This is a genomic window from Micromonospora sp. NBC_01412 (assembly GCF_045040215.1).
Classification (GTDB): Bacteria; Actinomycetota; Actinomycetes; order Mycobacteriales; family Micromonosporaceae; genus Micromonospora; species Micromonospora rubida.
In genome coordinates, this window is record NZ_CP109528.1 from 5,939,147 (window position 1) to 5,954,230 (window position 15,084).

13 protein-coding genes are annotated in these 15,084 nt (G+C 70.0%); all 13 read left to right on the forward strand.

Features of this window, described 5'->3' with window-relative positions; genetic code table 11:
• The first annotated feature begins 38 nt into the window (after nucleotides 1–38).
• The 13 genes from eccB to OG617_RS26285 all read left to right on the forward strand — a co-directional run bounded on the left by eccB (nucleotide 39) and on the right by OG617_RS26285 (nucleotide 15,005).
• Nucleotides 39–1,484, forward strand: a complete 1,446-nt coding sequence (gene eccB / locus OG617_RS26225) for a type VII secretion protein EccB (RefSeq protein ID WP_405095600.1) — start codon at nucleotides 39–41, stop codon at nucleotides 1,482–1,484.
• Between the two features lie 90 nt (nucleotides 1,485–1,574).
• Nucleotides 1,575–1,874 (forward strand): WXG100 family type VII secretion target, encoded by a 300-nt coding sequence (locus OG617_RS26230; protein WP_405095601.1) that lies wholly within the window; start codon nucleotides 1,575–1,577, stop codon nucleotides 1,872–1,874.
• 42 nt (nucleotides 1,875–1,916) lie between these two features.
• Nucleotides 1,917–2,219: a WXG100 family type VII secretion target gene (locus tag OG617_RS26235; protein WP_396678531.1), complete on the forward strand. Its 303-nt coding sequence runs from the start codon at nucleotides 1,917–1,919 to the stop codon at nucleotides 2,217–2,219.
• Nucleotides 2,220–2,294: 75 nt separating this feature from the next.
• Entirely contained in the window at nucleotides 2,295–2,687 is a 393-nt protein-coding gene (locus OG617_RS26240; protein WP_405095602.1) for a hypothetical protein, read from the forward strand.
• Nucleotides 2,688–2,773: 86 nt separating this feature from the next.
• Complete coding sequence (locus tag OG617_RS26245; RefSeq protein ID WP_405095603.1) at nucleotides 2,774–3,904, forward strand: hypothetical protein; 1,131 nt, start codon at nucleotides 2,774–2,776, stop codon at nucleotides 3,902–3,904.
• On the forward strand, nucleotides 3,901–5,763 hold the full coding sequence (locus tag OG617_RS26250; protein WP_405095604.1) for a hypothetical protein: 1,863 nt from the start codon (nucleotides 3,901–3,903) through the stop codon (nucleotides 5,761–5,763). Before OG617_RS26245 ends, OG617_RS26250 begins: the two co-directional genes overlap by 4 nt.
• Nucleotides 5,764–5,803: 40 nt before the next feature.
• Entirely contained in the window at nucleotides 5,804–6,154 is a 351-nt protein-coding gene (locus tag OG617_RS26255) for a hypothetical protein (RefSeq protein ID WP_405095605.1), read from the forward strand.
• A gap of 51 nt (nucleotides 6,155–6,205) precedes the next feature.
• Nucleotides 6,206–8,095, forward strand: a complete 1,890-nt coding sequence (locus OG617_RS26260; protein WP_405095606.1) for a hypothetical protein — start codon at nucleotides 6,206–6,208, stop codon at nucleotides 8,093–8,095.
• Nucleotides 8,096–8,099: 4 nt separating this feature from the next.
• Entirely contained in the window at nucleotides 8,100–8,612 is a 513-nt protein-coding gene (locus tag OG617_RS26265) for a YbaB/EbfC family nucleoid-associated protein (protein WP_405095607.1), read from the forward strand.
• On the forward strand, nucleotides 8,609–11,944 hold the full coding sequence (locus OG617_RS26270) for a right-handed parallel beta-helix repeat-containing protein (protein WP_405095608.1): 3,336 nt from the start codon (nucleotides 8,609–8,611) through the stop codon (nucleotides 11,942–11,944). The genes OG617_RS26265 and OG617_RS26270 overlap by 4 nt, the downstream gene beginning before the upstream one ends.
• Nucleotides 11,945–11,972: 28 nt before the next feature.
• Nucleotides 11,973–13,802 carry a hypothetical protein gene (locus OG617_RS26275; protein ID WP_405095609.1) on the forward strand — a complete coding sequence of 610 codons (1,830 nt, stop codon included), beginning with the start codon at nucleotides 11,973–11,975 and terminating at the stop codon, nucleotides 13,800–13,802.
• Entirely contained in the window at nucleotides 13,799–14,665 is an 867-nt protein-coding gene (locus OG617_RS26280) for a hypothetical protein (RefSeq protein ID WP_405095610.1), read from the forward strand. The genes OG617_RS26275 and OG617_RS26280 overlap by 4 nt, the downstream gene beginning before the upstream one ends.
• Before the next feature lie 43 nt (nucleotides 14,666–14,708).
• Complete coding sequence (locus OG617_RS26285; RefSeq protein ID WP_405095611.1) at nucleotides 14,709–15,005, forward strand: hypothetical protein; 297 nt, start codon at nucleotides 14,709–14,711, stop codon at nucleotides 15,003–15,005.
• The last annotated feature ends 79 nt before the right edge of the window (nucleotides 15,006–15,084 follow it).

Here is a 15,084-nt window from a genome sequence, read left to right on the forward strand (position 1 = left end):
GCCACCGCGAACCGTCGAAACAGGAGAGGAGAAGCACCGTGCAGAACCGTCGGGACCAGGCCCAGGCCCACGCCTTCGTGATGGGTCGGCTGGTGTCCGCGCTGCTGCGCGCCGAACCCGACGCGCCGATGTCACCGCTGCGGCGCTTCCTGGTCGGCACGATCTGTGGGCTGCTGCTCGGCGGGCTGGTCCTGGTCGGCTTCGGGGTGTACGGCTTCTTCGTGCCCGGCGGCAGCAGCGCCTGGCGCAAGCCGGGGGTGCTGGTGGTGGAGAAAGAAACCGGCACCCGGTACGTCGCGGTGGACGGCGTGCTGCGCCCGGTGCTCAACTACACCTCCGCCCGCCTGATCCTCGGTGGGACCCCGAAGGTGGTCCGGGTGTCCCGCAACTCCTTGCGCGACGCGCCACGCGGGCTGCCGGTCGGCATCCTCGCCGCCCCCGACTACCTGCCCGACCGTAATCGGCTGAACGCCGACCAGTGGCGGGTCTGCTCGACGACCCGCCAGGACGCCACCGGCACGGGGCAACCGCACGTCACGCTGGACGCCGGGCCGGCTGCGGCCATCCGGTCCACCCCGGCCGACGAGGCCCTGGTCGTAAGGACCCCGGCGAACGAGAGCTTCCTGGTGTGGAACAACCAGCGGCTGCGCGTGCGGAACCCGGCGATGCTCAGCTCGCTGGGCTACTCGGCAGCGACCGTACGGCAGGTCGGCTGGTCCTGGATCAACGCGGTCCCGGTCGGACCGGACCTGGTGGCGGAGCCCATCTCCGGTCGGGGCGACCCCGGCCCCAAGATCGACGGCCGGGCTACCGTTGTCGGCCAGGTCTTCCGGGTGCCCGGCATCGCGGCGGGCGAGGCCGAACAGTTCTTCGTCACGCGCGCCGACGGGTTGTCGCCGATGACAGCCGTCGGAGCCGCGCTGACGCTGGCCGACCCGAGGTCCCGGGCGGCGTACCCGAATGCCCGGGTAACCATGCTGGACCTGAGTCCCGCGACGCTTGCGCAGTCCCGGCTGTCCGCGACCTCCTCGGTGAACGACGCGCTGCCGGCGCAGCCCCCCGGCCTGCTGCGCATCGGCTCGGACGAGATGCCCTGCCTGCGGATCACCATGGCTGCGGACGGGCCCAGGGTGCAGGTCGGGGTGACCGGCGCGGCGGCCGGGTCCGGCGAGCCGCTCGGTGGTGGCGCCGACCAGATCACGATCACCCCTGGCACTGGGCTGCTCCTGCGTGACCTGCCGGGCCCCGGAGTCGCCGGAGGCACGCTCTATCTGCTGGTCGACAACGGGGTGCGGTATCCGATCCCGACCGCGGAGGTCGCCGGAACGCTCGGCTACGGCGGGGTCGCCGCGATGCCGGTGCCCGGACCGATCCTGGAGCTGTTGCCGGTGGGGACGCCACTCGAGCCGGCAGCCGCCCGCGCCGTGGTGCCCGTCACGCAGTCCGGCACGCCGGCCCGGGCCGGGGAAGGCCGGGGGGAGTGATGCCGCTGATCAGCGGTTCGGCCGCGTGACGTCCCCGATCGCCAGCTCAGCCAGAGTCCCGAGTCCGCACATCAGAAGGGTATGAGAAACATGACTTCTCCCATCTCCAATACCAGTGGTGGCATGCAGGCCGCTGGCCAGCAGTTCGTGTCGACCTACGGTGAGATCGACGGCTACATGAAGAGCCTGAGAAATGAACTGAACTCGCTGCGGTCCCAGTGGGACGGCAGCGCGGCGGCGATTTTCGAGAACACCATGGTCCAGTGGGGCGCCGAGTTCGACAAGATCCTCCGGGATCTCGACTCCATGGCCGACCGCCTGATCGGCGGGGCCGGCCACGTCGAGTCCGCCGAGGACTTCGCCGTCCAGCAGGGCTCATTCTTCAAGTAGGCACAGGACAGCCGAATCCCGAAAACCGTCGAGGAGAATCTGATGAGTCAGCCCACCTATCGGTACAGTGACACCGCGATTACCCAGGGCATCGAGGCTATCCGGATCGCGCACAACCGGATCGACACCGCCCTGGATGAACTGGAGCGTTACGCCGACACCCAACTGCAGGCGTGGGACGGCAACACCCGGCAGACCTACAACGAATACAAGGCGAGCTGGGACCAGTCCGTCAACAACATGAAGGACATCATGCTCCGGGGGGCCGTTCCGTCCCTGCAGAACATCCTGTCCAACTACAACCAGACCGAGCGGATCAACTCGGCCGGTTGGCAGCAGGGCTAACTAACACGAGGTGGGGGCGGCCGGCGCCCCTCGCGTCGCCGGCCCACCCCGTACCCGATCGGAGGACGGTCATTCGTGAGTGGCAGCGAATCTGTCATCGCCGATGAGGCCAGCATCCAGAAGCTCGCCGAGATATTCATGGCCTGGGCGGTAAGGCTCGACGAGATGAAGTATCTGGCCAAGAACGCCATCATCACCCCGGGGCACCTCTCCCCGACGGCGACCGACATCAAGGCGCGATACGACACCAGGGTGCATACCGAGATGGTCTTGATCCTGGAGAACATGGACAAGTCGTTCCACGAGATAGGTGTGGAGTTGAAACGGGTCGCCGCTGTCTACGCCAAGGCCGAGAATCTGAACAAGGACGACCTCCTTCGCCTCCGTGGACTGATCAAGTCGATCAACCAGATCTATCCCGACTTCAGTCCGCTGTCGGAGATCGCCGATCCGACGCTGACGCCCTAGACCGCCGCCGCGTCATCTGACAGCCGCGCGGGCGGTCGATCGTACGGCCTGCGCCTGTCCGCTCATCCTGTGAAAGGACGCCCCTCATGCCGGATTACGGCGACTACACCCTCACCCAGGTCCAAGCGGCGATCCAGCCTGGACAGCCGGCCACCATGACCGAAGCGGGCCGGGTCTGCGCCGGGGTACTGGCGGATCTGAGGGCGCTCAGCACAGAGATCCCGATGGAGGTCCGCGCCGTGACAACAGGTGACCGGGCCTGGACCGGGCCGGCTGCCGCCGCACTCGTCGCGGTGGTCAATGGCCTCGTCGAGTTCCTCGACCGGGTGGCGCAGCCGTTGGAACCGTACGGGCCGGCATTGGCGGGCAGCGGCGCGGCGCTGTCGACGGCGCAGGCGGACCTGGCCCAGTTCTCCGAGGAGGTTGCCGCCTACCGGGCGCAGATGACAGCGATCGGCGTGGTCTCCGACGATGCCAGCATCGACGCGGAGGCGCGGAAGATCCTGGTGGTCCTGGCGCGGGCCTACCAGGAAACCGTCCTGAAGCTGCATCCGATACCCACCTCGCCACAGGACGCCAAGACCGTGCCCGGTCACGGCGCGGAGCCGAGGCCGCGCAGCGGGGTATACCTTCCGCAGTCGCCGGTCGAGTCGGTCCTGTCGCTACCGGATCTGTCACCGCTCGCGCGGGCCGCTTTCCTCGCACCGGCCTCGATGGGCGTGCCGACCCTCGGCGCACACCTCAGCTTTGCGGACCCGTCGACGCTGCTGGCCTCGTACACCGGGCCGGTGGTGACCGCCCCGACGGTATCCGGCATCCACGTCGGGACGATGCCCGAGCCGTTGGCCGGCAGTGGTCCGTTGGCTGGCAACGGACCGTCGGCCGGCGGCGGTCCGTCGGCCCCGGTCACCACGATGGCGGGGAGCGTCGGGGTCAACCGCCGGGCTTCCGGGTCCGGTGCTGGCAACCTCGGCGGTTCGGTTGCTCCGCAGGGTCTCACCGCCGGGCCCGCTCCGCTGCCGTCGACACTCTTCGCCGGGCCCGGTGACCGCCGGCCCGGCGACCGGTCGCTGCGGATCGGCCCGGTGCTCGGCCGTCCGGAGGAAGAGGGCGATCGCCAGCCGGGACTGCCATTCGTGGGCGACGAGAAGTGGACCGATGACATCGGTCTGACCGGAGCGATCGGCCGCACCCCACCGCCTCGATTGGGTGAGTGATCGGCGTGGGGAAGCACGTCGACAGCGTCAACACCTGGGTCCAGCAGTTCGACGACGAGTTGGCCCTCCTGCACAAGACGTACGGCGACCCGCTGCTCTTTGAGTCTGCCGGGGAAGCGGCAGCACCCTCCAAACCCGGCAATGCCGAGCTGGCCGCGAAATCGCTCGCCGCGCTGCGGAACCAGTTGGACGATCTGCGGGTGGACATGCTGACCGTCGATCTCGGCAGGGAGGTTTACTGGAAGGGACCGGCGGCGAACCTGTTCGGCGAGACGTTGTCCGCCTACCGCAGTTTCATGACCGAAGTCGCCGGGGCGATATCGACCTACGCGACGGTCACCACGGAAATCGCTATTTCGCACGGTGACGCGCAGGCCAGGTATCGCAATGCCCTGGAAGGGCTGCGGACGGGTTGGAAAGCGGTGGAGACCAAGTGGTATAACGATTTGATCAAGCTGGCGCAGTCGCTGGAGCTCAAGGAAAAAATCAAGTGGTGGAACCGCTGGGTTATTCATCTCGAATTTCCCGACAATCTGGGAGAAATTTTCGACAAGGCGTTCACCGACTACAAGACTGATGCGCAGACGGTCTACGACAGAGCCAAGGGTGAGTTTCAGAAAATCTGGGACGAGCTGAGCGGTAAATACGCTGAAGCTCTGATCAAGTACACTCGCCTACCCAGCCCGGAGTTCGCCGGCGTCGTCGCGCCCGACAACAGCCGCGACGAAAAGACCGACGATCTGTTGGGTGGCGACGACCCGCCCAATCTGGACCTGTCTGACCTGTCCAAGCTGCTGGGTGGCGGCGGTTCGGGGGCTGGCGGCCTACCTGATCTGGGTGGCGGTGGCAGTCTGCCTGATCTGGGTGGCGGTGGTGGTCTGACGGACCTGCCGGGGGGTGGTCTGCCTGGCCTGGGTGGCGGTGGTGGTCTGACGGACCTGCCGGGGGGTGGTCTGCCTGGCCTGGGTGGCGGTGGTGGTCTGCCCGGCCTGGGCGGCGGGTTACTTGATCTGCCCGCTGGTAGCCGTACGGTACGCCGGCCGGATGGCTCGATGGGAATCGATCTGAACGGAGACGGTGTCGCCGACGTCGGCATGGACGGCCGGGCGCTGCCCGGGGGTGACGCGCCGACCGGGGGTCGCCTCGTCACTGGACCCGACGGCACCACCGGTTATGACATCACCGGCAACGACGTGCCCGACCTCGGTCTGGACATGCAGCCGCTGCCCGGTGGCGATCTGCCTGCGGGTAGCACGTTGGTCACCGGCCCGGACGGCACCCGGGGGATCGACACAAACGGCGACGGTCGGCCGGACCTGTCCCTCGACGGCAGGGCCCTGCCCGGATCGGGGGCACCGGTCGGTGGCGCGGTGGTGACCGGCCCCGACGGGCGCACCGGGTTCGACGTCAACGGCGACGGTGTGCCAGATGTCGGCTTCGACGGGCGGCCGTTGTCTCCGTCGCCTGAGGGCCTGCTCGATCCGGGTGGCCGCATCCCCGGAGACAACGTCCGGCGGGTGACGGACGGAGGTGGGTCGGACGGTACGGGGCCCGCCGCCGGCCAACAGGTGATCGGGCAGGGGATGGGCTTCCCGCCGCCGATCCCGCCTGCGGTGGGCGGTGCCGGCGCCGGGGCCGGCGGCAATGGCGAGCGTGAGCGTCAGACCTGGTTGCAGGAGGACGAGTCAGTGTGGGCGGACGACCTGACCGCGGTTACCGCGCTCGGCCGGCCGGTTGATGACGAGGACGACGACGAGCCCGTCGACGAGTGGGCGGCTCCGGTGCGCCGGCCTCGCGGGACTCCGCGTGGACAGCGCCCAGCACAGGGCGGTTGGCAGCCGGGCACGGCCCGGCGTTGATCGGAACACTGGCGATAGTTGGAGATGAAAGGAGCGGATTGTGTCGGAGGAGATAAAGGTCGACCGTGAGGCGATCAGGAAGCTCGGCGAGAAGTTCCGCGAACTCGCGACCCTGCATGTCGATCCGGGTCTGGCGAAGGTGCCCAGCAGCACGATAAATCCGGGGGTCTTTGCGGACGCGGACGATCTCAGGCTGGCATTTAATAATCGCAAAGACGCTCTGGGTGAAGGGCTTATGAATATCAAGAAGGCGCTTCATTACATCGGAGACACGCTGGAGGCCATCAGCAAGCAGTACGAGAAGGCCGACGGCGAAACGGGCAGTGTCGCGGCCGAATTGGACGCCCTTGTCGAGCGTGTGCGGAAAGACCTGCCGGGGATCAAGTACTAGGGCTGTGCGTGGGCACCGTCCGGCATGTTCGGGAGAGAGAAGGGCTTGCGGGTGTCAAACTACGAAGGTTGGACGCTGAAGGAGGTGAAGGAGGCGATTCAGCCCGGCTCGGCACCGACGTTTTACACCGCCTCGACCGAGATCGGGAACACCTATCGCGCGCTCGGGACGCTGCTTGATGACATGCCGGCCGCGGTAGGCAAGGTGGTGGGCACATCCTGGGCCGGTCCGGCCTCGACGGCGTTCACCAAGTTTCTGGACAGTGTCTATCCGGTCATCAAGGAACTGGGGACCGCCATCGCCGAATACGAGAAGGAGCTCGCCAACGGCGGTGCGGCACTGGCTGCGGCCCAGAGCGCCGTCGCAGAGCACGTGGAGCACGACGTCTGGGTCCAGTCGACCATCGCGAGCTTCGAAGGAACGGCGGACTACGACGCCGTCCGCCAATCGATACAGGTGCCGTTCGATGCTTCCGTGCGCCAGGTTCTGCTGAATCTGGCGAATGAGTACCGCCGCGTCACGGGGGCGTTGAAACCCATCCCGGAGGCCGTGCTCAGGAAACCCGATGGTGGTTCCGGCTCGGGTGGCGGTGGCGGGGATGAGGACGAGGAGACCGGTGGGGGCGGCGGGGATGAGGACGAGGAGACCGGTGGGGGTAGCGGGGACGAGGACCAGGAGACGGAATCCGGTGGTGGTTCCGGCTCGGGTGGCGGCGGCGAGGATGAGGAGACGGAATCCGGTGGTGGTGCTCCCGGCTCGGGTGGCGAGGAAGAGGGCTCGGGCGGTGGTGGTCCTGGCTCGGGTGGCGAGGAGGAGGGCTCGGGTAGTGGTTCCGGCTCGGGTGGTGGCGGTTCCGGCTCGGGCGGCGAGAAAGAGGGAACCGGTGGCGGTGACCCCGGTTCGGGTGGTGGCGGTCCCGGGAGTCCGGCCGGTTCGGGCAGCCGCCTCAGTGATCAGAACCGCGCCCTGCCGGACGCGCCCCGCGCCAAGGACCAGAACGGCGTAGCCGGAATCGACGTGGACGGCGACGGGGTTCCTGACCTGGGCCTCGACGGCAAACCGCTGCCCGACGCGAAACTGGTCGAGCTCGATGGCCTCAGCGGCGTGGATGTCGACGGCGACGGCCGGCCGGACATCGGGATCGACGGCGAGATCCTCCCCTCCGCGCCCGTCGTGCAGGGACCGGACGGCACGATCGGCATCGACGTTGACGGTGACGGACGACCGGACGTGGGGATCAGCGGGCAGGTGCTCCCGGACGCCCCGATCGTGGTCAAGGACGGGGTCCGCGGTGTCGACGTGGATGGCGATGGTGTCCCGGACCTGGGCATGGACCGCAGGCCGCTGCCCGACGCCACTCTCATCACCGTGGACGGCGTTACCGGCGTCGATGTCAACGGCGACGGCAAGCCCGACATCGGGATGAAGGGTGAGATTCTCAAGTTCGCCCCGATGGTCTCCACCCCGGACGGCATATCGGGTGTCGATGTCAACGGCGACGGTAAGCCTGACATAGCCGCGCTCGGTGGCCTGTCGGTGCCACCGAAACGAGGGGCGGAAGCGATCCCGATCCCGCAACTGCCGATCTCGCCACAGCTCACCCCTACCGCGCCCACGAACCTCACTTCCGCCGGGCTGGGCGGCCATGTGGTGACGTACGCGCCGAATCCCAACGATCAGCCGACGGTGCTGACCAGTCTGGGGGCCGCGCTGGCCGGCCGAGGGCGACCAGCGGGCACCGACGAGGTCCCGGGCGCGGGTCACCAGGGCGGGTCCGGTATATCACCGTTTCAGTCCGGGGCTCATGCCGGCTTCGACAGCAGGGACAGCAGGGCGCGGCGTTGGGCGGCGTTGGCCCGGGACGACGACGCCTGGCACGATGATCACGGAGCGAACTCGGTGCTGGGGCGCCCGTCCTACGACAACGACTGGGAGGACTGACGTCATGGCATCCGGTTTTGAGGCCGCCATCAACGAGATGCTCGCCGAGCTGGCGCAGCAGCGCGACAGCATGACCCGGTTGCAGCAGGGCATGGCGTCGGTCACCGGCTCGGCGACCGCGCCGAAGCGGCAGGTGTCCGTTGTGGTCGACGCGCAGGGCGAGATCACCGAACTGAAGTTCCTCGGCCAGGGCTACCGGTCGATGGCCGCCTCGGAGCTGTCCAACGTGATCATCTCCACCATCAAGGAGGCGCGGCGCGACGCGCGCGCCCGCCTGGCCGATCGGGCCGGCGACGTCGGGGTGGCCGGGGCGAACGTGGGCGACCTGGTCGACGGAGAGGCGGACTGGGGCGCCGCGTTGACCGACGCGTTCACCGTGCCGCAGTCGTTCCTGGATCTGCTCCAGCGCCCGCCGACCGACCTGGTCGACGGGATCGACCTCGACACCGGCGTCCGCAGGTCCGCCGCCGAGGGCGACACCCCGACCCGTAACCAGGAGCCAGGAGACGGTAAGTGACCTCGCGTCGCGTCTACACCGTCTCGGCCACGGAACCCGGCTGTCTGCGCCGGATATCCGAGGCGCTGGCCAGGGCGGAGAGCGGTGCCATCATCGACGTCCTGCCCGGCGAGTACGCCGAGTCACTGCACCTGTCCGTGCCGGTGACCATCACCGCCCGCGACGGCCGGGGAAGCGTGCTCATCGCGCCGCAGGACGGGTACGCGGTGTACATGCACACGGAGACGGCGACGCTGGCGGGCCTGGTGTTGCGGCACCGCGACGACAAGCGGGCCGCGGTGGATGTCGGGGTCGGTCGGCTCCGGCTCGACGGGTGTGACCTGCGGGCCGAGTCCCCGGCGGCCGTGTTCGTCAGGGGCGGCGCGTCGATCGTGATGACCGACTGCGGGATCACCAACTCCGTCGGCGCCGGGATCGTGGCGACCGACAACGCCGGCGGTTCCGTCGAGCGGTGCCGGATCGAACGGGCCGGCACCACCGGCGTGGTGCTGCGCAGCGGCGCCGACCTGGCCATCCGGGACAGCGTGATCAGCGAGGCGCAGGGCAACGGGATCTGCAGCACCGAGGCGGCCAAGGGCGTCGTCGAGCGGTGCGAGCTGTTCCGGATCGGCGGCCCGGCGGTCGTCATCGAGAAGGGCGCCACCACCCGGGTCTCCCACACGAAGATCCATGACACCTCGGACGTGGGCATGTACCTCACCGGCGGCGGCCGGGCGATCGTGGAGGACTGCGAGGTCTCCGAGACGGCGGGCGCCGGCCTGCTCGTGGCCGATGGCGCCGATCCGTTCATCGCCCGTACCCGGCTGAGTCGTACCCGGGGGCACGCCATCCGCGTCGTCGGCCGGTCGCGGGGCACCTTCGAGCAGTGTGAGGTCAGCGACGCCCCGGTGGCCGGGGTGTGGGTCGGCGGACACAGCGATCCGACCTTCACCGGGCTCCGGTTGCGGGACTGCGCTGATGCCGCCTTGCTGATCAGCGACTCCGCGGCGGGCACGTTCGACAATGTCGACATCCAGCGTTCCCGCCAGCACGGGGTGCGCATCGCCACCGGCGCCAACCCGCTGCTGCGTAAACTCATCATCGCCGGCTGCCAGGGGCACGGCATCGTGGTGGCGGAGAACGGACGGGGCCGCGTCCAGGGCGCCGAGATCACCGACACCCGGTTCGCCTCGGTCCGCAGCCTTGACGGCGGCAGCCCCGAGATCACCGACTCCCGCTTCGGGGGCAGCGACGACGTGGGGGTGCTCGTCGGTGCCCAGGGGCGTTGCGTGTTACGCGGCTGCGAGGTCTACGAGGCTCGCAGTGGTGGCGTTGCCATCGAGGACGGTGGCGAGGCGACGGTCACCGACTCGACCGTGCGCGGCTGCGGTGGCGCCGGGATCGGCCTCGCCGCCGGTGCCCGGGGCGAGATCAGCGGCTGCGAGATCGTCGACAACGAGGGCGACGGCATCTGCGTCGACAGCGACCAGCCGATCGTGGTGCGGGACTGCGCCGTGTCGGGCAACGGCGGTGCCGGCGTACGCCAGGGAAAGCCGGCGGCCCGGCTCACCGTCGAGGGCGTGACCAGCGAGGACAACGGCGAGGCCGACTCGTACGGCGAGCAGGCGACCGCGGGCGGCAGGCCCGGCGGCGCCGGCCGGTCGAAGGCCCGGGCCGGCATGTCGCCGGTCGACGTCGTGTCGACTGCGGACCTGCTGGCCGAGTTGCAGACCTTCGTCGGCCTGGACTCGGTCAAGCGCGAGGTGGCGGCGCTGGTCAGCCTGCAGCAGTTGGCCCACAAACGTGCGGCCGTCGGCCTGCCCAGCCCGCCGATGAGCCGTCACCTGGTCTTCGCCGGCCCGCCCGGCACCGGAAAGACCAGCATCGCCCGCCTGTACGGCAAGATCCTCGCCTCGCTCGGCACCCTGCCCAAGGGGCACGTCGTGGAGGTGGCGCGGCAGGACCTGGTGGCCCAGTACGTCGGTGCCACCGCGATCAAGACCACGGAGAAGTTCACCGAGGCCCTCGGCGGGGTGCTCTTCATCGACGAGGCGTACACGCTGGTCACGGAGAGCGGCGGTTCCGGCGCGGACTTCGGCCGGGAGGCGATCGACACGCTGGTCAAGCTGATGGAGGACCACCGGGACGATGTGGTGGTGATCGCCGCCGGCTACTCCCACGAGATGCGCCAGTTCCTCCAGAGCAACCCCGGCCTCGCCTCCCGCTTCACCAGGACCGTCGACTTCGCCAGCTACACCCCGGAGGAGCTCGTCTCCATCGTGGAGAACCTCTGCCGGGTCCACCAGTACACCCTTGAGTACGGCACCCGGGCCGCGGTCGAGCGCTACTTCACCTGGATCCACCGGGACGAGACCTTCGGCAACGGCCGCACGGCGCGCAAGGTCTTCGAGGAGATGGTCAACCGGCAGGCCCAGCGGCTCGCGGCGGAGGGCACCATGTCTCCGCAGGAACTCAGCAGGCTCCTGCCCGAGGACCTCGGCCCGGCCGCCGGGCCGGGCGTGGGCACGTCGGCCGGCAGCACCCGGGAGGAGCTGCCGGGCCTGCTGGAACAGCTCAACGCCATGGTGGGCCTGGCCTCGGTCAAACGCGAGGTCACCGACCTGATCAATCTGATCGGCACGGCCGAGCGCCGACGTCAGGCCGGGCTCCCGGTGCCCACGCTCTCCCGTCACCTGATCTTCTCGGGGCCGCCGGGGACCGGCAAGACCACGGTGGCCCGCCTGTTCGGCCAGGTGCTCGCCGCGCTCGGCGTGCTGTCGTCCGGGCAGCTCGTCGAGGTGTCCCGGGGCGACCTGGTGGCCGAGTACGTCGGACAGACCGCCCGCAGAACCAAGGAGGCCTTCGACCGGGCCCGGGGCGGCGTGCTGTTCATCGACGAGGCGTACAGCCTCAGCCGGGGGGGCTCCGGCGCCAACGACTTCGGCGCGGAGGCTATCGACACGCTCGTGAAGCTGATGGAGGACCACCGGGAGGAGGTGGTGGTCATCGCCGCCGGCTACAAATCGGAGATGGGTGGCTTCCTCGCCGCCAACCCGGGCCTGGCGTCCCGGTTCGCTCCGCCGCTGGATTTCGAGAACTACCGTCCGGACGAGCTGGTGGTGATCTTCAACCAGCATGCCGAGACGGCTGGCTACACCTGCGCACCCGCCACCCTGGCCGCCGTCGCCCGGCACTTCCAGGCGGTGGACAGGGGCCGCGACTTCGGCAACGGCCGGTACGCCCGCCAGGTGCTCGAGCGCATGATCACGAAACAGGCGGGCCGCACCATGACCATGTCCGCCCCCACCACGCAGCAGCTCATCTCCCTGCTTCCCGAGGATCTCCAGTGCTGACCGCCGGGCGGGGAGCCGGAGGGCCATCATGATCAGGGGGCAGCGCCAGGGCGCGGGTGAGGTGCCTCGGCTGCGCGTCGACGAGGTGGGTGACGCGCTGCTGGTCTCGGTCAACGGCGTCCATCCGGCGACGGCGGCGGTGACCCGTGCGCTGCCGACCGAGACCGGCCGGATCTGTGTCGTCATGACCGACCCGGCCCTGGCCTACCACCCCGACCTCGGGTACCGCCTGTGCCGGTGGGTGCCGACGCGCTACGAGGCCGTACGCCTGATCTCGCCCTGCGCGGGCATGGCGGACCAGTCGGGCCGGATACCCGCGCAGCACCTCTGCGAACTGGTCGAAGCCGACGTGATCGCCCCGGTCGGCGAGCTGGTCGCCGTCCCCGGCGGCACGCTGTACGCGCTTGCCGGCGGGGCCGACGGGACGGACGGCCAGTGGCTGCGGTACCGGCCGGGCCGCCCGCCACTCGGCGCCGGACGGCGGTTTCCGTTGCCGGAGTGGGAGCGGGAGCTGGCTGACGTCGCCGATCCGAGCATCCCGGAGGTCACCGTCGAGCAGATCCCGGCCGGCCTGTGGGTACGCCGATCGCACAGCCCGGCCGGCCCGGTGGAACCGACCGACCTGGCATTCGCCGTGCCCGTCCAGCCGGACACCGTGACGCTGCTGGTGTCCCGGCCCGGTGATCCGCCGCTGCCCGCCGCCGACCTGCGCCGCACGATCGAGGCGATCCCCGCCGCGCTGCGTGAGCGGCTCGTCGTCACGCCGTACGGCGACACCCCCGTCGCCGACGGCGCCCTCGGGGCCACGGCGTCCGCCGCCGCGAACCGCACCCTGCGGGTACGCACCGGACTGGCGCTGCACCTGTCCGGCCGGGGCGCACAGGTGGCGGCGGTCGGGGTGGACGGGGCACCGACCTGGATCCCGTTCGCCCGGGAGATCGCGTGGCGTCCACACGGCGGCGGCCGGATCCTGTCCTGGACGGCGCCCACGGACCAGTTGCTGCCCGCCGGTCCCGCCCAGTTCATGCTGAACGAGCGGTGGCTGGTGGAGGTCCTTGAGGCGGGGCTGTGGATTCGTGAGGTGAACCGCACCGAGGGAGCTGCCGTGATCCGGCGGCTGTCGCTGGAGGCCGAGCACTGCACGGTGGTGATCGGGGTGGGTGACGAGGACCAGGCTGCACCGCCCTGGCGGGCCGTCGACCGCCTGCTGCACCGGCTGCCCGGGGAGGCGCTCGCGCGGCTGCGGCTGGCGGTGCCGGCAGCGGCCGGGCAGTGGTTCGCCGAGGACATGACCAAGGGCCTGCGCCGTACCCTGCGAGGTCTGGCACCGCTGGTGCTGACCCCCGCGGGCCGGCTGCTCGGCCCGGCCGGGGAGGAGCCCGGCCGTCGTCCCAGCTCGGCGTCCGAACCGACCGGGCAGTCAGCACCGCCGGCAGGAGCGGTGGCAGCCGGCGTGCCGGGTCGCCGCAAGTCGACCTCCGTCGATGAGATCAGTTCGCTGCTGAGCTACGTCGACCAGATACGCCAGGCACCGGCCTGGGACGAGCTGCCCGGTGAATCCGGGCCGCCCCGCTCGCCGGTGGCTCCCCCCGCTCGGCCGTCGCTCGGGCGAGCGGCGGAGGGGAACGCGCAGGCGACGTCTCCGACGGACGACGGGCAGGCCGTCCTCCGTCCGCCGGCTCCGCCGGTCGTGGTGCCGCAGTCCGCGCCCGTGGTGGTGGTTGCGGCACCGGTCGCCGTGGCCCCGTCGGAGCGGGAGGCGGGTCCTGAGCCCGCTCCCCGTCCCGCGCGCCGGGCCGCGGCTTCCCAGGTGGACGGGGATGCCGACGGAATGGCCAACGAGGAGGCACCGGAGTGAAGAACCCCAGGTCCGGTAACCGGAACGGATTCGCGGGCGGCGCCGTTCTCGTGGTGATCATGACGGTCGTCCTGGTGGTGGTGATGGTCGTCGTGATCCGAAACGACGGCCCGGCGCAGCGACCCCCAGCGGGTGCTGCCGGCCCGGCCGACAGCCCGACGACGGAACCGGAAGCCGCCAGGGAGATCCCGGTGCCGGTGGCATCACCGGAGTGGACGCCGCTGGACCCGGCTCTGGAAACGTCCGCCGAGCCCGTGGTCACAGCGGCGCCCCCCGTCATCGGGGTGGCGCCGGGCCAGACCGCCGATCCGGTCCCGAACCGGCCGGCCAGCCCGGCCCCGAAGCCCACCTCCGCGTCGTCGTACCAGTTCACGGCCCTCGCGGGCAACGGCTGCGCGGAGACCGCCACCTCCGGGTCGTCCGCCGCGTTCCCGGCAGGATCGCCGGTGGCGAGCGTGCGCGGCGGTTGGTCCGGTCCGGGCTGCGCAGGGGGCACCGCCTGGTCCGTGCCGATGTCCGGTACGGCTGACCGGAGCGACAGCGACGTCCAGGTCACCTGGTGGTTCAGCACCGGCAGGCTGGCCCGGGGCAGCTGCGCGGTTTGGCTGTTCGTGCCCAAGCCCGCGCGTGAGCTGGACGCGGCGGGCAGGCCGACCTTCTTCCAGGTGACCCGGGGGCGCAAGGACAGCACCGTGGTCGGGACGTTCAGCATCGACCAGTCCGCCCATCGGGGCGAGTGGGTCCGCGCCGGTTCGTACCCGTTGGAGGGTGGGCGGATCGGGGTCAGGTTGCTCAACCGTGGCGCCGGCACCGGTGGGGCCCGGCACGGCGCCGGTCAGGTCCAGGTGGGCTGCACCACGTAGCCGGCTCGGTGAACCCGCCCCGGCCGGCGTACGTAGCCATGGTATGACCGAGACGATCGTTATCGATGCGGATCAACTTGACCTGGTGGCCAAGGAACTGAAGATTCCGGCAGCAACCGTACGGGATGCGGTGGCGGCGTTCAACACGAACAGCGCGCCGCTCGGTACGCCATGGGGCAACGACGAACTCGGCAAGAAGTGGGCCGAGATCTACGTCCCTGGTGTGGAGAACGTGCAGGCGTCGTTCAAGGCAATCGTGGACAGCCTGTCCAAACTCTCGGACGATTTCGCCAAGATGGGCCGTGTCTACCGCCATGTCGAGAAGAGCAACAGCCGATAGGTGGCTGTGCAGGCCAGGCCCCATCGCCGCGGTTAGGCCCGGACCAGGTCTGAAGACTGTCCCGTGGGCCGGCCATGAC

What these genes read in the sequence shown, in the direction of transcription:
- OG617_RS26275 (WP_405095609.1), top strand. Translation starts at nt 11,973, where the DNA reads ATGATCAGGGGGCAGCGCCAGGGCGCGGGTGAGGTGCCTCGGCTGCGC.
- OG617_RS26235 (WP_396678531.1), top strand. Translation starts at nt 1,917, where the DNA reads ATGAGTCAGCCCACCTATCGGTACAGTGACACCGCGATTACCCAGGGC.
- OG617_RS26230 (WP_405095601.1), top strand. Translation starts at nt 1,575, where the DNA reads ATGACTTCTCCCATCTCCAATACCAGTGGTGGCATGCAGGCCGCTGGC.
- OG617_RS26245 (WP_405095603.1), top strand. Translation starts at nt 2,774, where the DNA reads ATGCCGGATTACGGCGACTACACCCTCACCCAGGTCCAAGCGGCGATC.
- OG617_RS26285 (WP_405095611.1), top strand. Translation starts at nt 14,709, where the DNA reads ATGACCGAGACGATCGTTATCGATGCGGATCAACTTGACCTGGTGGCC.
- OG617_RS26265 (WP_405095607.1), top strand. Translation starts at nt 8,100, where the DNA reads ATGGCATCCGGTTTTGAGGCCGCCATCAACGAGATGCTCGCCGAGCTG.